The organism is Klenkia soli, from assembly GCF_900103975.1.
GTDB classification, from domain to species: domain Bacteria; phylum Actinomycetota; class Actinomycetes; order Mycobacteriales; family Geodermatophilaceae; genus Klenkia; species Klenkia soli.
The window spans coordinates 235,135-254,779 of record NZ_FNIR01000003.1 but is presented as its reverse complement, the minus strand read 5'-3'; the positions used below and the strand labels follow the sequence as shown (position 1 = coordinate 254,779).

General features: G+C 72.9%; 17 protein-coding genes. 2 read left to right on the top strand and 15 right to left on the bottom strand.

The window, feature by feature from the left end; genetic code table 11:
• Window positions 1–37: 37 nt before the first annotated feature.
• Window positions 38–1,000 carry a helix-turn-helix transcriptional regulator gene (locus tag BLS67_RS06095; protein ID WP_091241484.1) on the bottom strand — a complete coding sequence of 321 codons (963 nt, stop codon included), beginning with the start codon at window positions 998–1,000 and terminating at the stop codon, window positions 38–40.
• A complete protein-coding gene (locus BLS67_RS06090) occupies window positions 997–1,965 on the bottom strand; it encodes a helix-turn-helix transcriptional regulator (protein WP_091241480.1) in 969 nt (322 codons plus the stop codon). Before BLS67_RS06090 ends, BLS67_RS06095 begins: the two co-directional genes overlap by 4 nt.
• Before the next feature lie 36 nt (window positions 1,966–2,001).
• Between BLS67_RS06090 and BLS67_RS06085 the strand changes: the two genes are divergently transcribed.
• A complete protein-coding gene (locus tag BLS67_RS06085) occupies window positions 2,002–3,087 on the top strand; it encodes a DUF3866 family protein (protein ID WP_242653855.1) in 1,086 nt (361 codons plus the stop codon).
• Between the two features lie 3 nt (window positions 3,088–3,090).
• On the opposite strand, the gene BLS67_RS06080 is transcribed toward BLS67_RS06085, so the two are convergent.
• The 11 genes from BLS67_RS06080 to BLS67_RS06030 all read right to left on the bottom strand — a co-directional run bounded on the left by BLS67_RS06080 (window position 3,091) and on the right by BLS67_RS06030 (window position 14,048).
• Entirely contained in the window at window positions 3,091–4,140 is a 1,050-nt protein-coding gene (locus BLS67_RS06080; RefSeq protein ID WP_091241476.1) for a hypothetical protein, read from the bottom strand.
• A gap of 15 nt (window positions 4,141–4,155) precedes the next feature.
• Window positions 4,156–5,514, bottom strand: coding sequence for a Pup--protein ligase (gene pafA, locus BLS67_RS06075; RefSeq protein ID WP_091241473.1), 1,359 nt, complete (start codon window positions 5,512–5,514; stop codon window positions 4,156–4,158).
• Between the two features lie 9 nt (window positions 5,515–5,523).
• Window positions 5,524–6,456 (bottom strand): proteasome subunit alpha, encoded by a 933-nt coding sequence (gene prcA / locus BLS67_RS06070; protein WP_091241470.1) that lies wholly within the window; start codon window positions 6,454–6,456, stop codon window positions 5,524–5,526.
• Window positions 6,457–6,459: 3 nt separating this feature from the next.
• On the bottom strand, window positions 6,460–7,308 hold the full coding sequence (gene prcB, locus BLS67_RS06065) for a proteasome subunit beta (protein WP_091241466.1): 849 nt from the start codon (window positions 7,306–7,308) through the stop codon (window positions 6,460–6,462).
• On the bottom strand, window positions 7,305–7,814 hold the full coding sequence (locus tag BLS67_RS24945; protein ID WP_091241462.1) for an endonuclease domain-containing protein: 510 nt from the start codon (window positions 7,812–7,814) through the stop codon (window positions 7,305–7,307). The genes prcB and BLS67_RS24945 overlap by 4 nt, the downstream gene beginning before the upstream one ends.
• A gap of 242 nt (window positions 7,815–8,056) precedes the next feature.
• Window positions 8,057–8,266 (bottom strand): ubiquitin-like protein Pup, encoded by a 210-nt coding sequence (locus tag BLS67_RS06055; protein WP_091241459.1) that lies wholly within the window; start codon window positions 8,264–8,266, stop codon window positions 8,057–8,059.
• 70 nt (window positions 8,267–8,336) lie between these two features.
• The gene (locus BLS67_RS06050) at window positions 8,337–8,870 is read right to left on the bottom strand and encodes a hypothetical protein (RefSeq protein WP_091241456.1); all 534 of its coding nucleotides are present in this window, start codon (window positions 8,868–8,870) and stop codon (window positions 8,337–8,339) included.
• Between the two features lie 2 nt (window positions 8,871–8,872).
• Window positions 8,873–10,378 (bottom strand): depupylase/deamidase Dop, encoded by a 1,506-nt coding sequence (gene dop, locus BLS67_RS06045; protein ID WP_091241454.1) that lies wholly within the window; start codon window positions 10,376–10,378, stop codon window positions 8,873–8,875.
• A gap of 9 nt (window positions 10,379–10,387) precedes the next feature.
• Window positions 10,388–11,218, bottom strand: a complete 831-nt coding sequence (locus BLS67_RS06040; RefSeq protein WP_165617495.1) for a septum formation family protein — start codon at window positions 11,216–11,218, stop codon at window positions 10,388–10,390.
• Window positions 11,219–11,246: 28 nt separating this feature from the next.
• A complete protein-coding gene (gene arc, locus BLS67_RS06035; protein WP_242653854.1) occupies window positions 11,247–12,968 on the bottom strand; it encodes a proteasome ATPase in 1,722 nt (573 codons plus the stop codon).
• 189 nt (window positions 12,969–13,157) lie between these two features.
• Complete coding sequence (locus tag BLS67_RS06030; RefSeq protein ID WP_278247111.1) at window positions 13,158–14,048, bottom strand: tRNA (adenine-N1)-methyltransferase; 891 nt, start codon at window positions 14,046–14,048, stop codon at window positions 13,158–13,160.
• Between the two features lie 56 nt (window positions 14,049–14,104).
• Here BLS67_RS06030 and BLS67_RS06025 point away from each other — a divergent pair, with 56 nt between their 5' ends.
• Complete coding sequence (locus BLS67_RS06025) at window positions 14,105–15,037, top strand: RecB family exonuclease (protein WP_091241925.1); 933 nt, start codon at window positions 14,105–14,107, stop codon at window positions 15,035–15,037.
• Between the two features lie 40 nt (window positions 15,038–15,077).
• On the opposite strand, the gene BLS67_RS06020 is transcribed toward BLS67_RS06025, so the two are convergent.
• Both BLS67_RS06020 and metH read right to left on the bottom strand, forming a co-directional pair.
• Window positions 15,078–15,752 carry an HAD family hydrolase gene (locus BLS67_RS06020; RefSeq protein WP_242653853.1) on the bottom strand — a complete coding sequence of 225 codons (675 nt, stop codon included), beginning with the start codon at window positions 15,750–15,752 and terminating at the stop codon, window positions 15,078–15,080.
• Entirely contained in the window at window positions 15,749–19,546 is a 3,798-nt protein-coding gene (gene metH / locus BLS67_RS06015; protein WP_165617494.1) for a methionine synthase, read from the bottom strand. Before metH ends, BLS67_RS06020 begins: the two co-directional genes overlap by 4 nt.
• Window positions 19,547–19,645 lie beyond the last annotated feature (99 nt).

Here is a 19,645-nt window from a genome sequence, read left to right as displayed (position 1 = left end):
GCCGGGACCACCCACGCCCCTGCTGTGCGCAGCCTGGTCAGTCGCTGTAGCGCAGGAGCGCGGCGCGGGCGTCGGCGGCGATCTCGTCGGCGAGCTCGGGCGGGTCGTCCACCCGGGCCGCACCCCCGAGGGAGGCCACCAGCCGGCGGGCCCAGGCCGGGTCGGCGGTGCGCACCGAGACGGCCAGGCCGCCGGGCGGGTCGTCCACCGCGACGACCTCCTCGACCGGGAAGTAGTCGGCCACCCAGCGGGCGCTGCGGTCCAGCCGGAGGCGGACCAGCGGCTGGTCGGCGCCGGGTTGGTAGAGGCCGTCGTCGAGGTCGCGCGGCTGCGCCTGCTCGGGGGGCGCGGAGGGTTCGTCGAGCACCGCGACGTCGTCCACCCGGTCCAACCGGAACAGCCGGGTGCCCACCGCCAGCCGGCACCAGGCCTCCAGGTACCAGTGCCCGTCGACCAGCAGCAGGCGCATCGGGTCGACCGTGCGCTCGGTGCGCTGGTCGCGGCTGGGCACGTAGTAGTGCAGGTGCAGCGCGCGGTGGGCCTGCAGGGCCTGCCGGACGACGGCGAGGGTCTGCTCGCGGGCGTCGATGCTCACCGTGACCGCCCCGGCGAGGTCCACCGGCTCCCCCGCCGCGGCCGACACCTTGACCAACGCGCGGCTCACGGCGTCGGTCTCGGCCAACCCGGGCAGCTCGAGCAGGGCGCGCAGCGCGACGACCAGGGCGACGGCCTCGTCGGTGGCCAGCCGCAGCGGTCGGACCAGCCCGGCGGTGTCGGTGACCCGCACCCGGTCGCCCTCGAACGACAGGTCGACCAGGTCGCCGGGCCCGTGGCCGGGCAACCCGCACACCCACAGCAGCTCGAGGTCCTTCTGCAGCTGCGCCTCGGTGATGGCGAAGTCGCGGGCGGCGTCAGCCAGCAGCACGCCGCCGGGCCGGGCCTCCAGGTAGGGCAGCAGGGCCAGCAGCCGGGTCATCCGGTCGGTCGTCGGCGCGCTCATGCCGACGCCGCCAACCGGGTCAGCCGCTCGACCACGGCCGACCGCAGCTCGGGCGGGGACTCGACCAGGACGTCGGGGCCGTGCGCGGCGATCTCGTCGGCGAGGGCCCAGAGCTCCGTCGTCCGCAGCTCGAGCCGGTCGTCGCCGTCCGGGGCCGGGCCGAGGTCGGCGGCCCGGCGGCGCAGCCCGACGGCGGTGCCGGGCCGGACGAGGAGGACGGCGACGTGCTCGGGCCGGCCCACCTGCCGGGCGACGACGGCGGCGAGGTCGAGGTCGTCGGGCGGGGTGAACGCGTCGGACGGCCCGGCCGCCCGGGCCGTGCCGGTCACCCGGGAGAGCCGGAACACCCGCGTGCCGTCGCGGTCCAGGTCGTGCCCGACCAGGTACCAGCGGCCGTGCCAGGACACGACGCCCCACGGGTGCACCCGGCGGCGGACGCCGGTGTCCTCGTCGGGGCGGGTATAGGTGAAGGTCAGCAGCCGGCGGTCGCGGGCGGCGGTGTAGCAGGCGTCGAAGGCGGGCTCGCCGCCGTCCAGCCGGGGCTGCAGCGGCAGCGCGCCGGCGCCGTCGACGTCGACCCCGGCGGCGCGCAGCTTGACCAGGGCGCCCTGGGCGGCACCGCCCAGCTGCGCGGACTGCCACAGCCGCAGGGCCAGGCCGACCGCCGCGGCCTCGTCACCGGTGAGGGTGATCTCGGGCAGCTCGTAGGCGGAGCGGGCGATCCGGTAGCCGTCGTCGGTGTCGAACATGCTGGTGCGGCCGGTCTCGAGCGGGACGCCGAGCTCGCGCAGGTCGGTCTTGTCGCGCTCGAACATGCGCTTGAAGGCCTCGTCGGCGCGCTCGGTGCCGTCGGCCTGCTCGTAGCCGGGCACGGTGCTGCGGATCCGCTCGGCGGTCACGAACTGCCGGGTGCCCAGCAGCGCGAAGACCAGGTTGACCAGTCTCTCCGCACGCTTGGCCGACACGTGGGCCAGGCTAGTGCGTCGCCTAGGTTGGGCCGGGTGACCAGCCCCGAGTCCCGGATCCGTTGGCGGCGCGGCACGGTGCTGGCCCTGGGCCGCACCTGGCGCGACTCGCTCGAGCTGCAGGTCGAGGTGCCCGGCGACGGCGAGCTCCGCGCCCTGGCCCACCCCTCGGTGGTGGGCACGCCCGAGGTGGGTGACGCGGTGCTGCTGAACACCACCGCCTGGGCGCAGCGGCTGGGCACCGGCGGCTACGCGCTGGTGGTCGCGTTCCCCGACCGGTTGCCGGCCGACCCGACCGGCCCCGGTCACCTGGTCAAGGGCCGGTACACCGGGCTGCAGGTCACGGTGCAGGGCGTGGATGAGCAGGAGACGCCGCACCACGCGGTGATCGTCGAGGCCGAGGACGTCGGGGGCATGCCGGTGGTGGTGGCCGACCTGCACTCGGCGCTGCCGGCGGTGCTGGCCGGGGTGCTGGCCACCGCTCCCGGCCTGCGGGTGGCCTACGTGATGACCGACGGCGGTGCGCTGCCGGCGGCGTTCTCGCGCACCCTGGACGGCCTGGCCGCGTCGCTGGCCGGGGTGGTCACCGTGGGCCAGGCGTTCGGCGGCGACCTCGAGGCGGTCACCGTGCACACCGGTCTGCTGGCCGCCCGCCACGTGCTGTCCGCCGACGTGGCGGTGGTCGCCCAGGGGCCGGGCAACCTGGGTACGGGGACGCCGTGGGGGTTCTCGGGGGTGGCTGCCGGTGACGCCTGCAACGCGGTCCACGTGCTGGGTGGGCAGGCGGTCGGTGCGCTGCGTATCTCCGACGCCGACCCGCGCCCGCGGCACCGGGGGGTCTCCCACCACTCGCTGACGGCCTTCGGGCGTGTGGCGATGGGTGGGGTCGTGCTGCCGGTCCCCGCCTCCGGTCTGTCCGACGAGCTGGCCGTGCAGGTGGCCGAGGACCTCGCCGGCCAACCCGACCGCAACCCTGTGGTCGAGGTCGAGGTCGAGGGTCTGGACGACGCGCTGCGCGCCCTGCCGGTCGGGCTGTCGACGATGGGCCGGGGGCTGGACGCCGACCACGCCTACTTCCTGGCCGCGGCCTGCGCCGGTCGGCACGCCGCCCGGCTGGCCTGAGGCTCAGGCGGGGACCCACCGGTCCGGCGGGTCCTCGTCGGTGCGGACCCAGTCGGTCGGGTCACCCGACTCGACGCAGTCGGTCAGCCACCACGTGGCATCGGGGTCCCACCCCGCGAGCACCGTCGCCGCGGTGCTGCCGGGCACGTCGAGGGCCCGCCCGGCCGTCGCCGACCAGGCGCCCACCGAGACGTGCACCGCGTCCACCTCGTCGGCGACGGAGCCCCAGTCGGGGACCAGCCACTCCCCCGTGCGTCCGGTGCAGCTGTACCAGTCGTGCCGGCGGGACGCGGTCGCCGGCAGGGGGTGGCGGGCCACCAGGTCTACCCAGTCCTGGGGACCGCGGATCTTGAGGACCCGGGCGCCGTCCCGCGCGCGGACCGGCCAGGTACGGGCGGTGGGCCAGCCCATCTCGTCCTCGACGAGGTGCAGGCCGACCGGGGTGGGCACCGGCGACACGAGCGCGGCCCCGACCCGCACGGACGCGGTCCTGGTCCGTGACGTGTGCGGCAGACCGCTGAGGCAGGGCGCGGACCACCAGGACCCCGACCACGCAGCCGTCGGGTCCGCGGGTCTCCCCCGGGCCGCACGGTCCTCCTCTGCGACCAGGGAGGAGGACCAGCGCCGAGCCCGTGCGCGGTCACCGGTGGACGGCGCGGTCGCCGGCGCGTCGTCGGCGCCGGGCCAGCTGATCGACGTCTGCGTGGCGCGGTCGAGGTCCTCCCACCACCACCCGACGCGCTGGTCGGCCGCGACGGCGTCGGCGACCGGACGCAGCACGGCGGCCGTCCCCGGGTCGGCCAGCAGGGCGTCGGCGTCCTCGGGTCCCTGCCAGTAGCGTCCGCTGTCCACTGCGGCGACGAGGCCCGCCCACAGCAGCTCCGGCGGAGGTGCGGCACCGCCGAGGCCCGCGACGGCTCGGCGCAGCGCATCGCGTGGGTCGGTGGTGCCGCGCGGGGGCCAGAGCGATCCGGCCACCGCGAGGTGCAGGCAGAGCCGACGCCCGCGCGGGCCGGCCAGCAGCTGCGCCGAGCGGTCGTCCACGGTGGCCACGACGCCGACCCTGCCTCACATCGAGTTGATCAGCTTGTCCACGCGCTCGTCGACGGACTTGAACGGGTCCTTGCACAGCACGGTGCGCTGGGCCTGGTCGTTGAGCTTGAGGTGCACCCAGTCGACGGTGAAGTCGCGGCGCTTCTCCTGGGCCTTGCGGATGAACTCACCGCGCAGCTTGGCCCGGGTGGTCTGCGGCGGCACGTTCTTGGCCTCGAACACCCGCGGGTCGTGGGTGATCCGGTCGACCTGCCCGGCCCGCTCCAGCAGGTAGTACAGGCCCCGGCCGCGGCGGATGTCGTGGTAGGCGAGGTCCAGCTGGGCGATGCGGGGCGCCGACAGCGACAGGTCGTGCTTGGCCCGGTACCGCTCGATCAGCGACTGCTTGATCGCCCAGTCGACCTCGCGGTCGATGAGGGAGTGGTCGCCGGTGTCGACGGCCTTGAGGGTGCGGCCCCACAGCTCGAGCATCTGCCGGTGCACCGGGCCCAGGCCCTCGCGGTCGACGTACTCGGCGGCCCGGTCGTGGTACTCGGTCTGGATCTGCAGGGCCGACATCTCGCGGCCGTTGGACAGCCGCACCCTGCGCCGGCCGGTGAGGTCGTGGCTGATCTCGCGGATCGCCCGGATCGGGTTCTCCAGTGTCATGTCCCGGATGGGGACGCCGTCCTCGATCATCCGCAGCACGAGGTCGGTGATCGCCACCTTGAGCAGCGTGGTGGTCTCGCTCATGTTGGAGTCGCCGACGATCACGTGCAACCGGCGGTAGCGCTCGGCGTCGGCGTGCGGCTCGTCGCGGGTGTTGATGATCGGTCGGGAGCGGGTGGTCGCCGACGAGACGCCCTCCCAGATGTGCTCGGCCCGCTGGCTGACGCAGTAGACGGCGCCGCGAGGGGTCTGCAGCACCTTGCCGGCGCCGCAGACGATCTGCCGGGTCACCAGGAACGGGATCAGCACGTCGGCGAGGCGGGAGAACTCGCCTTGTCGGCCGACCAGGTAGTTCTCGTGGCAGCCATAGCTGTTGCCGGCGGAGTCGGTGTTGTTCTTGAACAGGTAGATGTCGCCCGCGACGCCCTCGTCGGCCAACCGCTGCTCGGCGTCGACCAGCAGACCCTCCAGGATCCGTTCACCGGCCTTGTCGTGGACGACGAGCTCGGTGAGGTCGTCGCATTCCGCCGTGGCGTACTCGGGGTGGCTGCCGACGTCCAGGTAGAGCCGCGCGCCGTTGCGGAGGAACACGTTCGAGCTGCGCCCCCACGAGACCACCCGGCGGAACAGGTAGCGCGCGACCTCGTCGGGCGAGAGCCGGCGCTGGCCCTCGAAGGTGCACGTCACGCCGTACTCGGTCTCGATGCCGAAGATCCTGCGGTTCACGGTTCGAGCCTAGGCCGGTGCGCCGGGCTGGGGGTCGTCCGTGGCCGGAGCCGTTCCGGTGTCCTGCGCCGGGTCGTGCGCCGGCGAGGTGCCGCCTGCGGTGTCCGGGGCCGCGGGGTCGCCCAGGCCGGGCGGCGTGCCCGGAGCGGGGGCGCTGGGCAGGTGCGCGGCCGGCTCGGTCTCGTCGGCCGCTGCCCCGGTGGCCTCGGCGGGAGCAGCAGCGGATGCCTCGGCGGGTGCGAGCAGCGCGCGCAGCGCGGCCCCGGTGATCCGGCGGAAGGTGCGCTTGGGGCGTGCTCGGTCGAGGACGGCGACCTCGACCTGCTCGGCGGGGAGGGTGGTGTGCGCCCCGCCGTTGGCCTGGGTGGAGGCGCTGACCGCCGAGAGCGCCGCGACGCCGACCGCCAGGGCCTCGCGCAGCGGCAGCCCGGGGCGGAAGTGCTCACGCAGGTGCGTGGAGACCGCCTCGGCCTGACCGCCCATGACCACGAAGTCGGGCTCGTCGACCACGGACCCGTCGAAGGTCAGCCGGTAGAGCTGGTCGGCCTCGGGCGTGGTGCCGACCTCGGCGACGCACAGCTCGACCTCGAAGGGCTTCATCTGCTCGGTGAAGATGGAGCCGAGGGTCTGCGCGTAGGCGTTGGCGACCACCCGGCCGGTGACGTCCCGGCGGTTGTAGGAGTACCCGCGGACGTCGGCCAGCCGGACGCCGGCCACCCGCAGGCTCTCGAACTCGGAGTACCGGCCGACGGCGGCGAAGCCGATCCGGTCGTAGATCTCGCCGACCTTGTGCAGCGTGGAGCTGGGGTTCTCGGCGATGAGCAGGACGCCGTCGGCACAGGTGAGGACGGCGACGCTGCGACCGCGGGAGATGCCCTTGCGGGCGTACTCGGAGCGGTCGCGCATGACCTGCTCGGCCGAGGCGTAGTAGGGCATGGTCATGGCTCAGGCCTCCCGGTTCGCGGAGCCGGCGGACCGGTCGGCGGTGATCGACGCGGCGATCTCGGCCACCTCGGCGTCGGGCAGCCGGGCGGCCCCCTCGGCGTCGATCCGGTACAGGATCGGGTAGAGCCGGCGGACGCTGTCGGGCCCGCCGGTGGCGGAGTCGTCGTCGGCGGCGTCGTAGAGCGCCTCGACCAGGCTGCGGGTGGCGGCGTCGGCGGACAGGCCGGGGCGCCAGGTCTTCTTCAGGGAGCTGCGGGCGAACAGCGAGCCGGAGCCCACCGAGGCGTAGCCGCGCTCCTCGTAGTTCCCGCCGGTGACGTCGTAGCTGAAGATGCGGCCGGGGCTGGTGCCCTCGGCGGCGTCGAGGTCGTAGCCGGCGAATAGCGGGACGACGGCCAGGCCCTGCATCGCGGCGCCGAGGTTGCCGCGGATCATCGCGGCCAGCCGGTTGGCCTTGCCGTCGAGGGACAGCGTCATCCCCTCGATCTTCTCGTAGTGCTCGAGCTCGACCTGGTAGAGCCGGACCATCTCGATCGCGATGCCGGCGGCGCCCGCGATGCCGATGACCGACCAGGAGTCGGCGGCGTAGACCTTCTCGATGTCCCGGCTGGAGATCAGGTTGCCCATGGTGGCCCGCCGGTCACCGCCCATCAGCACACCGCCGTCGAAGGTGGCCGCGACGATCGTGGTGCCGTGCGGGGCCATCTCGCCCATCGGCACCGCCGGCACCGGCCGGCGACCGGGCAGCAGGTCGGGCGCGGTGGCGCCGAGGAAGTCGGTGAAGGAGGACCCCACCCGGTCCAGGTAGGCGGGGGTGAACCCGCTCCGTCCGGCGATCTGCTCGCTCACCCGTGCGCCTCCTCCGCCGGCCCGTCGGGGCCGGACCGCTGCTGTCCGATCTGGTCGTGGGCGACCCGATCGGTCCTGCGTCGGCCGGGGCGCAGGCCCCGGCGTTCTGCTCGATCCGACCCTAGTCGCGGCGTCGTGCTGCAGCCCGCCGCCGGGGGTGGGGCTCCGGGCGATGCACCGACGGCGTGCTTCTCCAGATAGGCGACGGCGGCCAGCAGGCGCCTGCGGTCCTCGAGGAAAAGGCCAAGACCCATGTTGCACCGGCTGCACAGCAGCGCTCGGACGACCCCGGAGTCGTGTGCGTGATCGAGGTGACCTGCTCCGACGTCGCCGCAGATGGCGCAGCGGTCAGCCTGCTCCTCCCGCATCAGCGCGACGGCGGCTCGGGTCAGGCCGTACTTCCGGATGGAGTAGGCCTCGTTCTGGCTCGTCCTCCGGCACGGGCGGCACTCGGCTCCGAATCCCGACGGGACCGCAGCATTCCGGCTGTAGTCAGCCTCGGGCACCGCCTGCTTGCAGGTCGGGCACCATCGATGACCCGCCGGCACCCACGACAGGTCCCGCACCTCGTGGCCACCCCGGCTCCGGGAAGCCCTGTACCACCGTCTGTTGCGGTCTCGGTTGCACGCGCGGCAGTAGAAGGACAGTCCGTCTGGTCTTGCCTTGTTGCTGCCGAAGGCGCTGCGATGCAGCTCCTGCCTGCACGATGGGCAAGTCTTCACGGTGAATACCTAGAGCGACGGAACGACTACTCTCCGCCTTTCTGAACGTAGGATTTCACGAACTCCTCGGCGTTGGACTCGAGCACCCCGTCGATCTCGTCGAGGATGTCGTCGACGTCGGAGCTCATCTGCTCGCGGCGCTCGGTGCCCTCGGCGTCGACCGAGGCCTCGACCTCCTCGGTCTCCTCGCGCGACCGGGTCGCCTTCTGCTGCCCGCCGGTGTCCCTGGTGGCCATCTGATCCTCCAGCTCGAGTGCGTGTGGTGCCCTGCTGCGCAAGCTACCCGGAGGGTGTGACAGGAACCGCTCAGGCTTCCCAACCGCCGAGGTGGCCGGCGTGGGCATCGGCGAGGGCGTGCAACCAGGCGATCCGGGCGTCGAACGCCGGCGTCATCGGCCGCTCGGTCACCCGCACGGTCACCTGCCACCGCACGTCGCCGACCCAGCGGCCGACCTCGGCGGCCACCGGACCCTCGACCTCGTCCCCGGCGCGGCGGGTGACCCCCAGCACGAAGGCGTCGGCCTGCTCCCGGGTGGGGAAGCCGACCAGGTGCCGGGTCTCCCCCGACACCTCCACCGGTGCCCCGCCGGAGCGCAGCCGGCCCGCCAGGTCGTCCAGGGCCAGCAGGAGGTCGGCCGGGGTGGCCCCGGGGGCCAGCAGGCCGGCGGTGGTCAGGTGGCCCGACAGCGACGTCGTCAGCTGCGGCGGCAGATCACCCGACAGCAGGTGCACCTGCAGCGCCGACAGCACCCGCACCAGCGCTCCGACGTCCTCGGGCCGCACCGTGCGCGTCGTGGACCGGCGGGCGCGGCGCGGGGCGGGGGGCTCCGGCGACGCCACGGTCAGTTCCCGGTGATGGTGTCGACCAGCTCCTGGGCGCTGCCCACGCGGTCGAAGAGCGCCCCCACGTGCTCCCGGGTGCCGCGCAGCGGCTCCATCGTCGGCACGCGCACGAGGTTCTCCCGCCCGAGGTCGAACACCACGGAGTCCCACGACGCGGCGGCGACCTGAGCCGGGTAGCGCCGCAGGCACTCGCCGCGGAAGTAGGCCCGGGTGTCCGCCGGCGGGCTGGTCATCGCCGCCGTCACCTCGTCCTCGGTGACCAGCCGCTGCATCGCACCTCGGGCCACCAGCCGCTGGTACAGGCCCTTGTCGGGCCGGATGTCGGAGTACTGCAGGTCGACCAGGGCCAACCGGGCATCGCCCCACTCGAGGCCGTCGCGCTTCCGGTAGCCCTCGAGCAGCCGCAGCTTGGCCGGCCAGTCCAGCCGGTCGGCGCACCGCATCGGGTCGACCGCGAGGTCGTCGAGCACCTGGCCCCACTTGGCCAGCACGTCGTGGGTCTGGGGGTCGTCGTCCCCGGTGCGGGCCACGAAGGCCCGCGCCTGGGCGAGGAAGTCCTGCTGCACCTCGAGCGCGGTCAGCCGGCGGCCGTCGCGCAGCCGGACCCGGTGGGTCAGCGACGGGTCGTGGCTGACCGCCTGCAGCTCGGCCACGGGCTCCTCGATCGCGAGGTCCGAGGTCAGCGCCTTGGCCTCGATCATCGCCAGCACCAGCGACGTGGTGCCGACCTTCAGGTAGGTCGACCACTCGGCGAGGTTCGCGTCACCGATGATCACGTGCAGCCGGCGGTACTCGTCGGGGTTGGCGTGCGGCTCGTCGCGGGTGTTGATGATCGGCCGCTTCAGCGTGGTCTCGAGACCGACCTCGACCTCGAAGAAGTCGGCGCGCTGCGAGAGCTGGAAACCCTGTGCGCGGCCGTCGTGGCCGATGCCGACCCGGCCGGCCCCGGCGAACACCTGCCGGGTGACGAAGAAGGGCACCAGGCCCTTGATGATGTCCAGGAACGGGGTGCGGCGGTCCATGAGGTAGTTCTCGTGCGCCCCGTAGGACTGGCCCTTGCCGTCGGTGTTGTTCTTGTACAGCTGGATGGGGACGGCGCCGGGCACCCGCGCGGCGCGGATCGAGGCCTCGGCCATCACCCGCTCCCCCGCCTTGTCCCACAGCACGATGTCCCGCGGGCTGGTCACCTCGGGCGTGGAGTACTCGGGGTGGGCGTGGTCCACGTAGAGCCGGGCGCCGTTGGTGAGCACGACGTTGGCCATGCCCGGGTCCTCGTCGGGGTCGTTGTGGTCCAGTGCCCGGGCCGGCGAGAGGTCGAACCCCCGGGCGTCGCGCAGCGGGTTCTCCTCCTCGAAGTCCCACCGGGGGCGGCGCCGCGCGGCCGCCTCCGCCGGGGCCCACGCGTTGACCACCTGGCTGGACAACGTCGTCGGGTTGGCCCCCGGCTGCCCCGGCACCGAGATGCCGTACTCCAACTCGGTGCCCATGACCCGCCGCACGCTCATGCCGCCAGCCTATTGATCGCGGAAACTCGTGTCGGTCGTACCGCCCGCGGTGGGGACCAGCACGCAGGTGGCGAACGGGAAGCCGGCCCAGTCGTCGGGGTCCTCGGTGGTGATGTCGACGGTGACGTCCGCGGGGAGCGGGCCGTCCAGGTAGTCGACCGCGGCCGGCAGGCACTGCGCGGCGATCGGCGCCCGGGCCGCCTGGTCGGCCGGGAACGGGGTGCCCTCGGCGATGTCGGGCGAGCCGCTGATCTGCTCGGCCCAGTGGTCGTCGGAGCAGGCGACGACATCGCTGACCTGGGCATCGCCGTCGAGGCACGCGCGGTAGGGGGCGGTCTCGCCCGACCGCAGTGCACCGGCCATGCGGCCCGGGGCCGGCTCGGGCTGGCCGTAGCCGTAGGTGATGTCGCAGGCCACCCACCGGGCACCGGCCGCCCACTGCTCCTGCGTCGGGAGCACCTGCGTGTAGCTGGCGTAGGCCTGGTCGCCGACCTGCCCCTGCAGGTAGTCCTGGACGAGGTCGTACCCGCAGACCTCGTCCCAGACGTCGCCCAGGTAGCCCTCGTCGATTCCGTCCTCGGTGGGGTAGGCGGCCTCCAGCGCCAGGCCGGTGTCCTGCACGACCGCGGTCTCACCCGTGTGCTCGGCGTCGCAGGGGACGACGGGCGGGACCTCGAGCGGCGAGTAGGTGGTCTCGATGTCGTGGCACGTGCCGACGGCGGGCGCGTCGACCAGCGGGTCGTCGCCCGGCGTGGGCGCGACCACCGGCGCCGGGGACGCCGTGCCGTCCACGGTCGAGGTGCACCCGACCAGCAGGAGGGCGGCGCCGAACGCCAACACCGCCCCCCGAGCCGGACCCAGCACCGGTCTACAGGTACTGACCGGTGTTGGTGGCGGTGTCGATCGCCCGACCGGTCTCGTTGCCCTTGCCGCTGATCAGCGTGCGGATGTACACGATCCGCTCGCCCTTCTTGCCCGAGATCCGCGCCCAGTCGTCGGGGTTGGTGGTGTTGGGGAGGTCCTCGTTCTCCTTGAACTCGTCGACGCACGCCGCCATCAGGTGGCCCACCCGCAGGCCGTGCCCGCCGGTCTCCAGGTGGTCCTTGATGGCCATCTTCTTGGCCCGGTCGACGATGTTCTGGAGCATGGCGCCGGAGTTGAAGTCCTTGAAGTACAGGACCTCCTTGTCGCCGTTGGCGTAGGTCACCTCGAGGAAGCGGTTCTCCTCGCTCTCGGTGTACATGCGCTCCACCGTCGACTGGATCATCCCGGCGATGGTGGCCTCGCGGCTGCCGCCGTGCTCGGCCAGGTCGTCGGTGTGGATCGGCAGCGTCGTCGTCAGGTACTTGGTGAAGATGTCCCGGGCCGCCTCGGCGTCGGGGCGCTCGATCTTGATCTTCACGTCGAGCCGGCCCGGCCGCAGGATCGCCGGGTCGATCATGTCCTCGCGGTTGGAGGCGCCGATGACGATGACGTTCTCGAGGCCCTCGACGCCGTCGATCTCGCTGAGCAGCTGCGGCACGATCGTGGACTCGACGTCGGAGCTGACGCCGGTGCCGCGGGTGCGGAAGATGGAGTCCATCTCGTCGAAGAACACGATGACCGGAGCGCCCTCGCTGGCCTTCTCGCGGGCGCGCTGGAACACCAGCCGGATGTGCCGCTCGGTCTCGCCGACGTACTTGTTGAGCAGCTCGGGGCCCTTGATGTTGAGGAAGTAGGACCGCGCGCGGGTGGCCTCCTCGGCCCCGTGGGCCACGGCGATCTGCTTGGCCAGCGAGTTGGCCACCGCCTTGGCGATCAGCGTCTTGCCGCAGCCGGGCGGACCGTAGAGCAGGATGCCCTTCGGCGGGCGCAGCTCGTAGGTCTTGAAGAGGTCCTTGTGCAGGAACGGCATCTCGACGGCGTCGCGGATCTGCTCGATCTGCCGCGACAGGCCACCGATGTCGCCGTAGTCGATGTCGGGGACCTCCTCGAGGATCAGCTCCTCGACCTCGCTCTTCGGGATGCGCTCGTAGACGAACCCGGAGCGGCTCTCCAGCAGCAGCGAGTCCCCGCTGCGCAGCTTCTGACCCGTCAGGGAGTCGGCGAGCTGGACCACGCGCTCCTCGTCGGTGTTCCCGACGACGAGCGCGCGGGCGGGCTGACCCTCGATCGGCTCCAGCAGCTCCTTGAGGGTGACGACGTCGCCGGACCGCTCGAAGCCGCGGGCCTCGACCACGTTCATGGCCTCGTTGAGCATCAGCTCCTGGCCGTACTGCAGGCCCTCGCCGTCGACCGCCGGGGAGACCGAGACCCGCAGCTTGCGGCCGCCGGTGAACACGTCGACCGTGCCGTCGTCGAACCGGCCCAGGAACACGCCGTAGCCCGACGGCGGCTGCCCGAGGCGGTCGATCTCCTCCTTGAGCTGCACGAGCTGGTCGCGCGCGCCCCGCAGGGTGTCGGTGAGCTTGTCGTTGCGCTCGGACAGGAAGGCCACCCGGCCCTCGGCCTCGGCCACCCGCTCCTCGAGCGCGCGCACCTGCCGGGGGCTGTCGGACACCTTGCGCCGCAGGAGGCCGATCTCCTCCTCGAGGTAGCTGATCTGGCTCACCAGGGAGGCGACGTCACGCTCACGTCGCGCTCGGAACTCATCAGGCCCGAGAGAACCCACCACGCACCTCCGCACACGTCAGGGGCTGCCGAGCCGCCACTGTATCCACGCCGTACGACAGAACGCCCGCACCGCGGGGCCGCTGCGTGACAGGCGTGCAACACCTCGTCACTCGTGCCCGCCGGGCGCTCAGAAGCGGCGTACCTTGCGCGCCCGCAGCGGGGCGACCGCACCCTCGGCGAGCCGCCGGCAGGTGACCAGGAACGCCGTGTGGGCCACCATGCGGTGCTCGGGCCGGACGGCGAGGCCCTCGGCGTGCCAGGGCCGGATCATCGACTCCCACGGGTACGGCTCGGTCCAGCAGGCCTGCGCCCGCAACGCCTCGACGTAGGTCGACAGCTGGGTGGTGGTCGCCACGTAGCCGATGAGCACACCGCCGGGCCGCAGCGCCGCTGCGACGGTGGGCAGCACGGCCCAGGGCTCCAGCATGTCCAGCACCACCCGGTCGACGGTCTCCTCGGCCGGGTGCTGGTCGAGGTCGCCCAGCCGCAGCGACCAGTTGTCGGGCACCTCGCCGAGGAAGGAGGCCACGTTGCCGCGGGCGACCTCGGCGAAGTCCTCGCGGCGCTCGTAGCTGGTCAGGGTGCCGGTACCGCCCACCGCCCGCAGCAGCGAGATCGACAGCGCGCCCGAGCCGGCCCCGGCCTCGAGCACCCGCATGCCCGGGCCGATGTCGCCGAAGCCGACGATCTGGGCGGAGTCCTTGGGGTAGATGACCTGCGCACCGCGGGGCATCGACAGCACGAAGTCCGCCAGCAGGAACCGGAACGCCAGGTACCCGGTGTTGTTGGTCGAGTGCACGACCGACCCCTCGGGGGCGCCGATCAGGGCGTCGTGCTCGATCGCACCGCGGTGGGTGTGGAACTGCTTGCCCGGTTCGAGGACGACGGTGTGCCGGTTGCCCTTGGGGTCGGTCAGCTGGACGCGGTCGCCGACGACGAACGCGCCGTCGACGGGCTCGGCCGGGGTGCCGGGGGCGGTGAGGGGCTCGGGGACGTGCACGTCCGGCTGGGGTTCCACGGACGCCGAGCCTACGGAGCGCAGTTCTGTCGGACCCCGCACCTACCGTGGCGGGCATGACGACGACGGAGCTCGCGCTGGACGTCACCGATCCGTCGGCCGACCCGGCCGACCAGCGGACGACGGCGGCCGACACCACGCCCCGCCGGCCCTCGCTGTCCCCGTCGCGGGCGGCGGACTTCAAGAGCTGCCCGTTGCTCTACCGGTTCCGCACCATCGACCGGTTGCCCGAGAAGAAGTCCCGGGCCGCCGTCCGGGGCACGCTGGTGCACGCGGTGCTGGAGAAGCTGTACGACCTCCCGGCCGACCAGCGCACCGTGGCTGCCGCGCGCGAGCTGGTCGACCCGGCGTGGGCCGAGCTGCGCGAGGAGCCCGGGGTCGCCGAGCTGTTCGAGGCCGCCGACACGGGCGAGACCGAGCTGGCCGGCTGGCTCGAGTCCGCCGGTGCCCTGGTCGAGACCTACTTCCGGCTCGAGGACCCCACCCGCATCCAGCCCGAGGGCCGGGAGGAGTTGGTCGAGGTCACCCTGCCCGACGGGTTGCTGCTGCGAGGCTACGTCGACCGGCTCGACGTGGCCCGCAACGGTGCGCTCCGGGTGGTCGACTACAAGACCGGCGGCATGCCACGGGAGGCCTTCGAGGCCAAGGCGCTGTTCCAGATGAAGTTCTACGCCCTGGTGCTGTGGCGCACCCGCGGGGTCGTGGCCGCCCAGCTGAAGCTGATCTACCTGAAGGACGGCGACGTCCTGACCTACGGCCCCGACGAGGCCGAGCTGCTGCGCTTCGAGCGCACGCTGCAGGCGATCTGGGCGGCGATCGGGCGGGCCGTCGAGACCGGTGACTTCCGACCCAACCGCAGCAAGCTGTGCAGCTGGTGCGACCACCAGGCGTTCTGCCCGTCCTTCGGCGGCACTCCCCCGCCGTTCCCGGCCGAGGCCGCCGCGGCCGCCGGCTGGCGCACGACGCTCCCGATGACCGCCGCGGGCTGACCGACCGCACGGGCCGCTGCGCCGGTGCCGGCACGGGGGGTCAGGTGCGCACGGGGTGGGGCAGGTCGGCCAGCACGGCCGGGGTCACGCCCTCGAGGCCCTCGGCGACGGTCAGGCCGGCCTCGGCCGGGAGCACCTGGCCGGCCGGCACGCCCAGCACCCGGCAGCCCGCGTCCAGACCCGCCCGGCTGCCGGTGAGGGAGTCCTCCACCACCACGCAGTCCGCGGGCCCGAGGTCCAGGGCCGCCATGGCCTGGAGGTAGGGCGACGGGTCGGGCTTGCGGGCAGGCACCTCGTCCCCGCACACCACCACCTCGAACGGTTCGACCCCCAGGTCGGCCCGCAGGTGCCCCAGCACGTGGGTGACCAGGGCCCGGGGCGTCGTGGTGACCAGCGCTGTCCTCACGTCGTCCGCGTGGCAGGCGAGCAGCAGCTCACGGGCGCCGGGCTGCCAGGTGACCGCCTCGGCCATGAGCTGCTCGACCCGGTCGACCACCCAGGTGTGGTCGGCCGCGGACTCCTCGGGCGTCCGGCTCACGCCGACGGCGGCCCGGACGATGGCCATCGCGCCGTCCAGGTCGACCCCGGCGGTCGCCGCGAGGGCATCGGGCCCCACCGTCTTCCCCCAGCCGGCGCCGAGCTCGACCAGTGCCTCGTCCCAGTACTGCTCGGTCGCCAGCAACGTCCCGTCCATGTCGAACAGCACGGCTCTCATTCGTCCTCCGTCCGGTAGCCCAGGTTCGGCGAGAGCCACTTCTCGGCCTCGGCCACGGTCCAGCCCTTGCGGTCGGCGTAGTCGCTGACCTGGTCGCGGCCGACCCGGCCGAGCACGAAGTACTGCGACTGCGGGTGGGAGAAGTACAGCCCGCTGACCGCGGCGCCCGGCCACATGGCCATGGACTCCGTCAGCTCGATGCCGACGGTGGCCTCGACGTCCAGGAGCTGCCAGATGGTCTGCTTCTCGGTGTGCTCGGGGCAGGCCGGGTAGCCCGGCGCCGGCCGGATGCCGCGGTACTTCTCGGCCAGCAGGGCGTCGCCGTCCAGGTCCTCGTCGGGGGCGTAGCCCCAGAACTCGGTGCGCACCCGCTCGTGCAGCCGCTCCGCGAACGCCTCGGCCAGCCGGTCGGCCAGGGACTCCAGCATGATCGCCGAGTAGTCGTCCAGGTCTGCCTTGAACTCGGCGACCTTCTCGGCCGACCCCAGCCCGGCGGTGACGGCGAAGGCGCCGACGTGGTCACGCAGCCCGGTCGAGGCCGGGGCGACGAAGTCGGCCAGGGACTTGCGGGCCGAGCCGTCGCGGCCCTCGCCCTGCTGGCGCAGGTGGTGGAAGGTCGCCGCGACCTCGGTGCGGTCGTCGTCGGCGTAGACGGTGATGTCCTCCACGCCGTCGACCCGGTCGGCCGGGAAGAGGCCGAACACCCCGGCGGCGCGCAGCCACTTCTCCTCGACCAGCCGGTCGAGCATCGCGTTGGCGTCGTCGTAGAGCCGCCGGGCGGCCTCCCCCGTCGCCGGGTTGTTGAGGATGTCGGGGAACCGCCCGCGCATCTCCCACGCGTTGAAGAACGGCTGCCAGTCGATGTAGTCGCGCAGCTCGGCCAGCGGGTAGTCGGTGAAGACCTTCGTGAACTGGGTGACGTGCCCGCCGCGGTGGTCGCAGGACGGGCCTCGGCACGCGTCGGGCGCCTGCCGGGCCAGCAGCCGCGGGCGGGGCGGCCGGTAGTCCGACCAGTCGAGCGCGGGCGCCGCGGCCCGGGCGGCGGCCAGCGGCAGCAGCGAGCGGGTGTCCTCGCGGGCGGCGTGCCGCTCGCGGAGGGCGTCGTAGTCGGCCTCGGTGAGCTCCAGCAGCCCGGGCCGCTGCTCGTCGGAGAGCAGGGCGGCCACCACGGGCACGGACCGGGAGGCGTCCTTCACCCAGATCACCGGCCCGTGGTACCGCTGGTCGACCTTGACGGCGGTGTGCGCCCGCGAGGTCGTGGCCCCGCCGATCATCAGCGGGATGTCGAAGCCCTGCCGCTCCATCTCGGCGGCGAACCCGACCATCTCGTCCAGCGACGGCGTGATCAGGCCGGACAGCCCGATCACGTCGGCGCCGTGCTCCTTGGCCGCGTCCAGGATCTTCTGCGCCGGAACCATGACACCGAGGTCGACGACGTCGTAGTTGTTGCACTGCAGGACGACGCCGACGATGTTCTTGCCGATGTCGTGCACGTCGCCCTTCACGGTGGCCATCACGACGGTGCCGTTGGACCGCGCGGCGTCCCCGGGCTGCTTCTCGGCCTCGATGTGCGGGATCAGGTGCGCCACGGCCTTCTTCATCACCCGGGCGCTCTTGACCACCTGCGGCAGGAACATCTTGCCGGCGCCGAACAGGTCGCCGACCACGTTCATGCCGGCCATCAGCGGCCCCTCGATGACCTCGATCGGCCGGCCGCCGCGGGCGGCGATCTCCAGCCGGAGCTCCTCGGTGTCGGTCTCGGCGAACTCGTCGATGCCCTTGACCAGCGCGTGGGTGATGCGCTCCCCCACCGGGAGCGACCGCCACTCCTCGGTGGCCACCTCCTTCACGCTGCCGTCGCCGGCGTAGTCCCCGGCGATCTCCAGCAGCCGCTCGGTGGAGTCGGGCCGCCGGTTCAGCACGACGTCCTCGATGCGCTCGCGCAGCTCCGCGGGCACCTCGTCGTAGACCTCGAGGGCGCCGGCGTTGACGATGCCCATGTCCATGCCGGCCCGGATCGCGTGGAACAGGAAGACGGCGTGGATGGCCTCGCGGACCTTGTTGTTGCCGCGGAAGCTGAACGAGACGTTCGAGACACCGCCGGAGACCAGCGCACCGGGCAGGTTCTGCTTGATCCAGCGGGTGGCCTCGATGAAGTCCTGCCCGTAGGTGGCGTGCTCCTCGATGCCGGTGGCCACGGCGAAGACGTTCGGGTCGAAGATGATGTCCTCGGCCGGGAAGCCGACCTGGTCGACCAGGATGTCGTAGGCCCGGCGGCAGATCTGCTTCCGCCGCTCCAGGCTGTCGGCCTGGCCGTCCTCGTCGAAGGCCATGACGACCACCGCCGCGCCGTGCTTGCGGCACAACCGGGCCTGGTGCACGAACTCGGCCTCGCCGTTCTTCAGCGAGATGGAGTTCACGATGCTCTTGCCCTGCACGCACTTGAGGCCGGCCTCGATGACCTCCCACTTCGAGGAGTCGACCATCGTGGGCACCCGGCTGATGTCGGGCTCGGCGGCGATCAGCTTGACGAAGCGGTCCATGGCCGCGACGCCGTCGATCATGCCCTCGTCCATGTTCACGTCGATGACCTGCGCGCCGGCCTCGACCTGCTGGCGGGCCACGGCGAGGGCGGCCGGGTAGTCGCCGGCCTTGACCAGGTTCCGGAAGCGGGCCGACCCGGTGATGTTGGTGCGCTCGCCGACGTTGACGAACAACGACTCGGGGACGACGGTCAGCGGCTCCAGCCCGCTCAGCCGCAGCGCCGGCTCCATGACGGCCGGGGTGCGCGGCGCCAGGCCCTCGACGACCCCGGCGATCGCGGCGATGTGGGCGGGCGTGGTGCCGCAGCAGCCGCCGACCAGGTTGACGAACCCGGCGTCGGCGAACTCGCGCAGCACCGCGGCGGTCTCGTCGGGGGCCTCGTCGTACTCGCCGAACGCGTTGGGCAGGCCGGCGTTGGGGTAGCAGGAGACGAAGGTGTCGGCCACCCGCGCCAGCTCGGCGATGTAGGGCCGCATCTCGGCCGCGCCGAGCGCGCAATTCAGCCCCACCAGCAGCGGTCGGACGTGCCGCACCGAGTTCCAGAACGCCTCGGTGACCTGCCCCGAGAGCGTGCGCCCCGAGGCATCGGTGATCGTCCCGGAGATCATCACCGGCCAGCGGCGGCCGCGGTCCTCGAACAGCGACTCCAGCGCGAAGATCGCCGCCTTGGCGTTCAGGGTGTCGAAGATCGTCTCGACCAGGAGGACGTCGGCCCCGCCGTCGACCAGCCCGTCGGCCTGCACCCGGTAGGCCTCGACGAGCTCGTCGTAGCTGACGTTGCGCGCGCCCGGGTCGTTGACGTCGGGGCTGATGGACGCCGTCCGGCTGGTCGGGCCGATCGCGCCGACCACGAACCGCGGCTTCTCCGGCGTGCCGACCGCGTCGGCGGCCTCCCGGGCCAACCGGGCGCTGGCCACGTTCAGCTCGTAGGCCAGGTCGGACATGCCGTAGTCCGACAGCGAGATCGACGTCGCGTTGAACGTGTTCGTCTCGAGCAGGTCGGCACCCGCGGCCAGGTACTCGTCGTGGATGCCCCGGATGATGTCCGGCGCGGTGAGGCTGAGCAGGTCGTTGTTGCCCTGGACGTCGCTGGGCCAGTCGGCGAAGCGCTCGCCCCGGTAGCCGGCCTCGTCGGGGCGGTCGCGCTGGATCGCGGTGCCCATCGCGCCGTCGAGCACGAGGATGCGCTGCCTGAGCAGCTCGCGAAGCTGCTCGGTGGCGTCGGGACGGACGTCGGGTGACTGCGGCACGGGTACCTCACGGGTCAACGGGTGCGGCTCGCCGGCGGGGCGAGTCGGCTGCGTTGCGGGGCTCCACGGTGCGACCGGATCACCCCATGGTCGCACGTC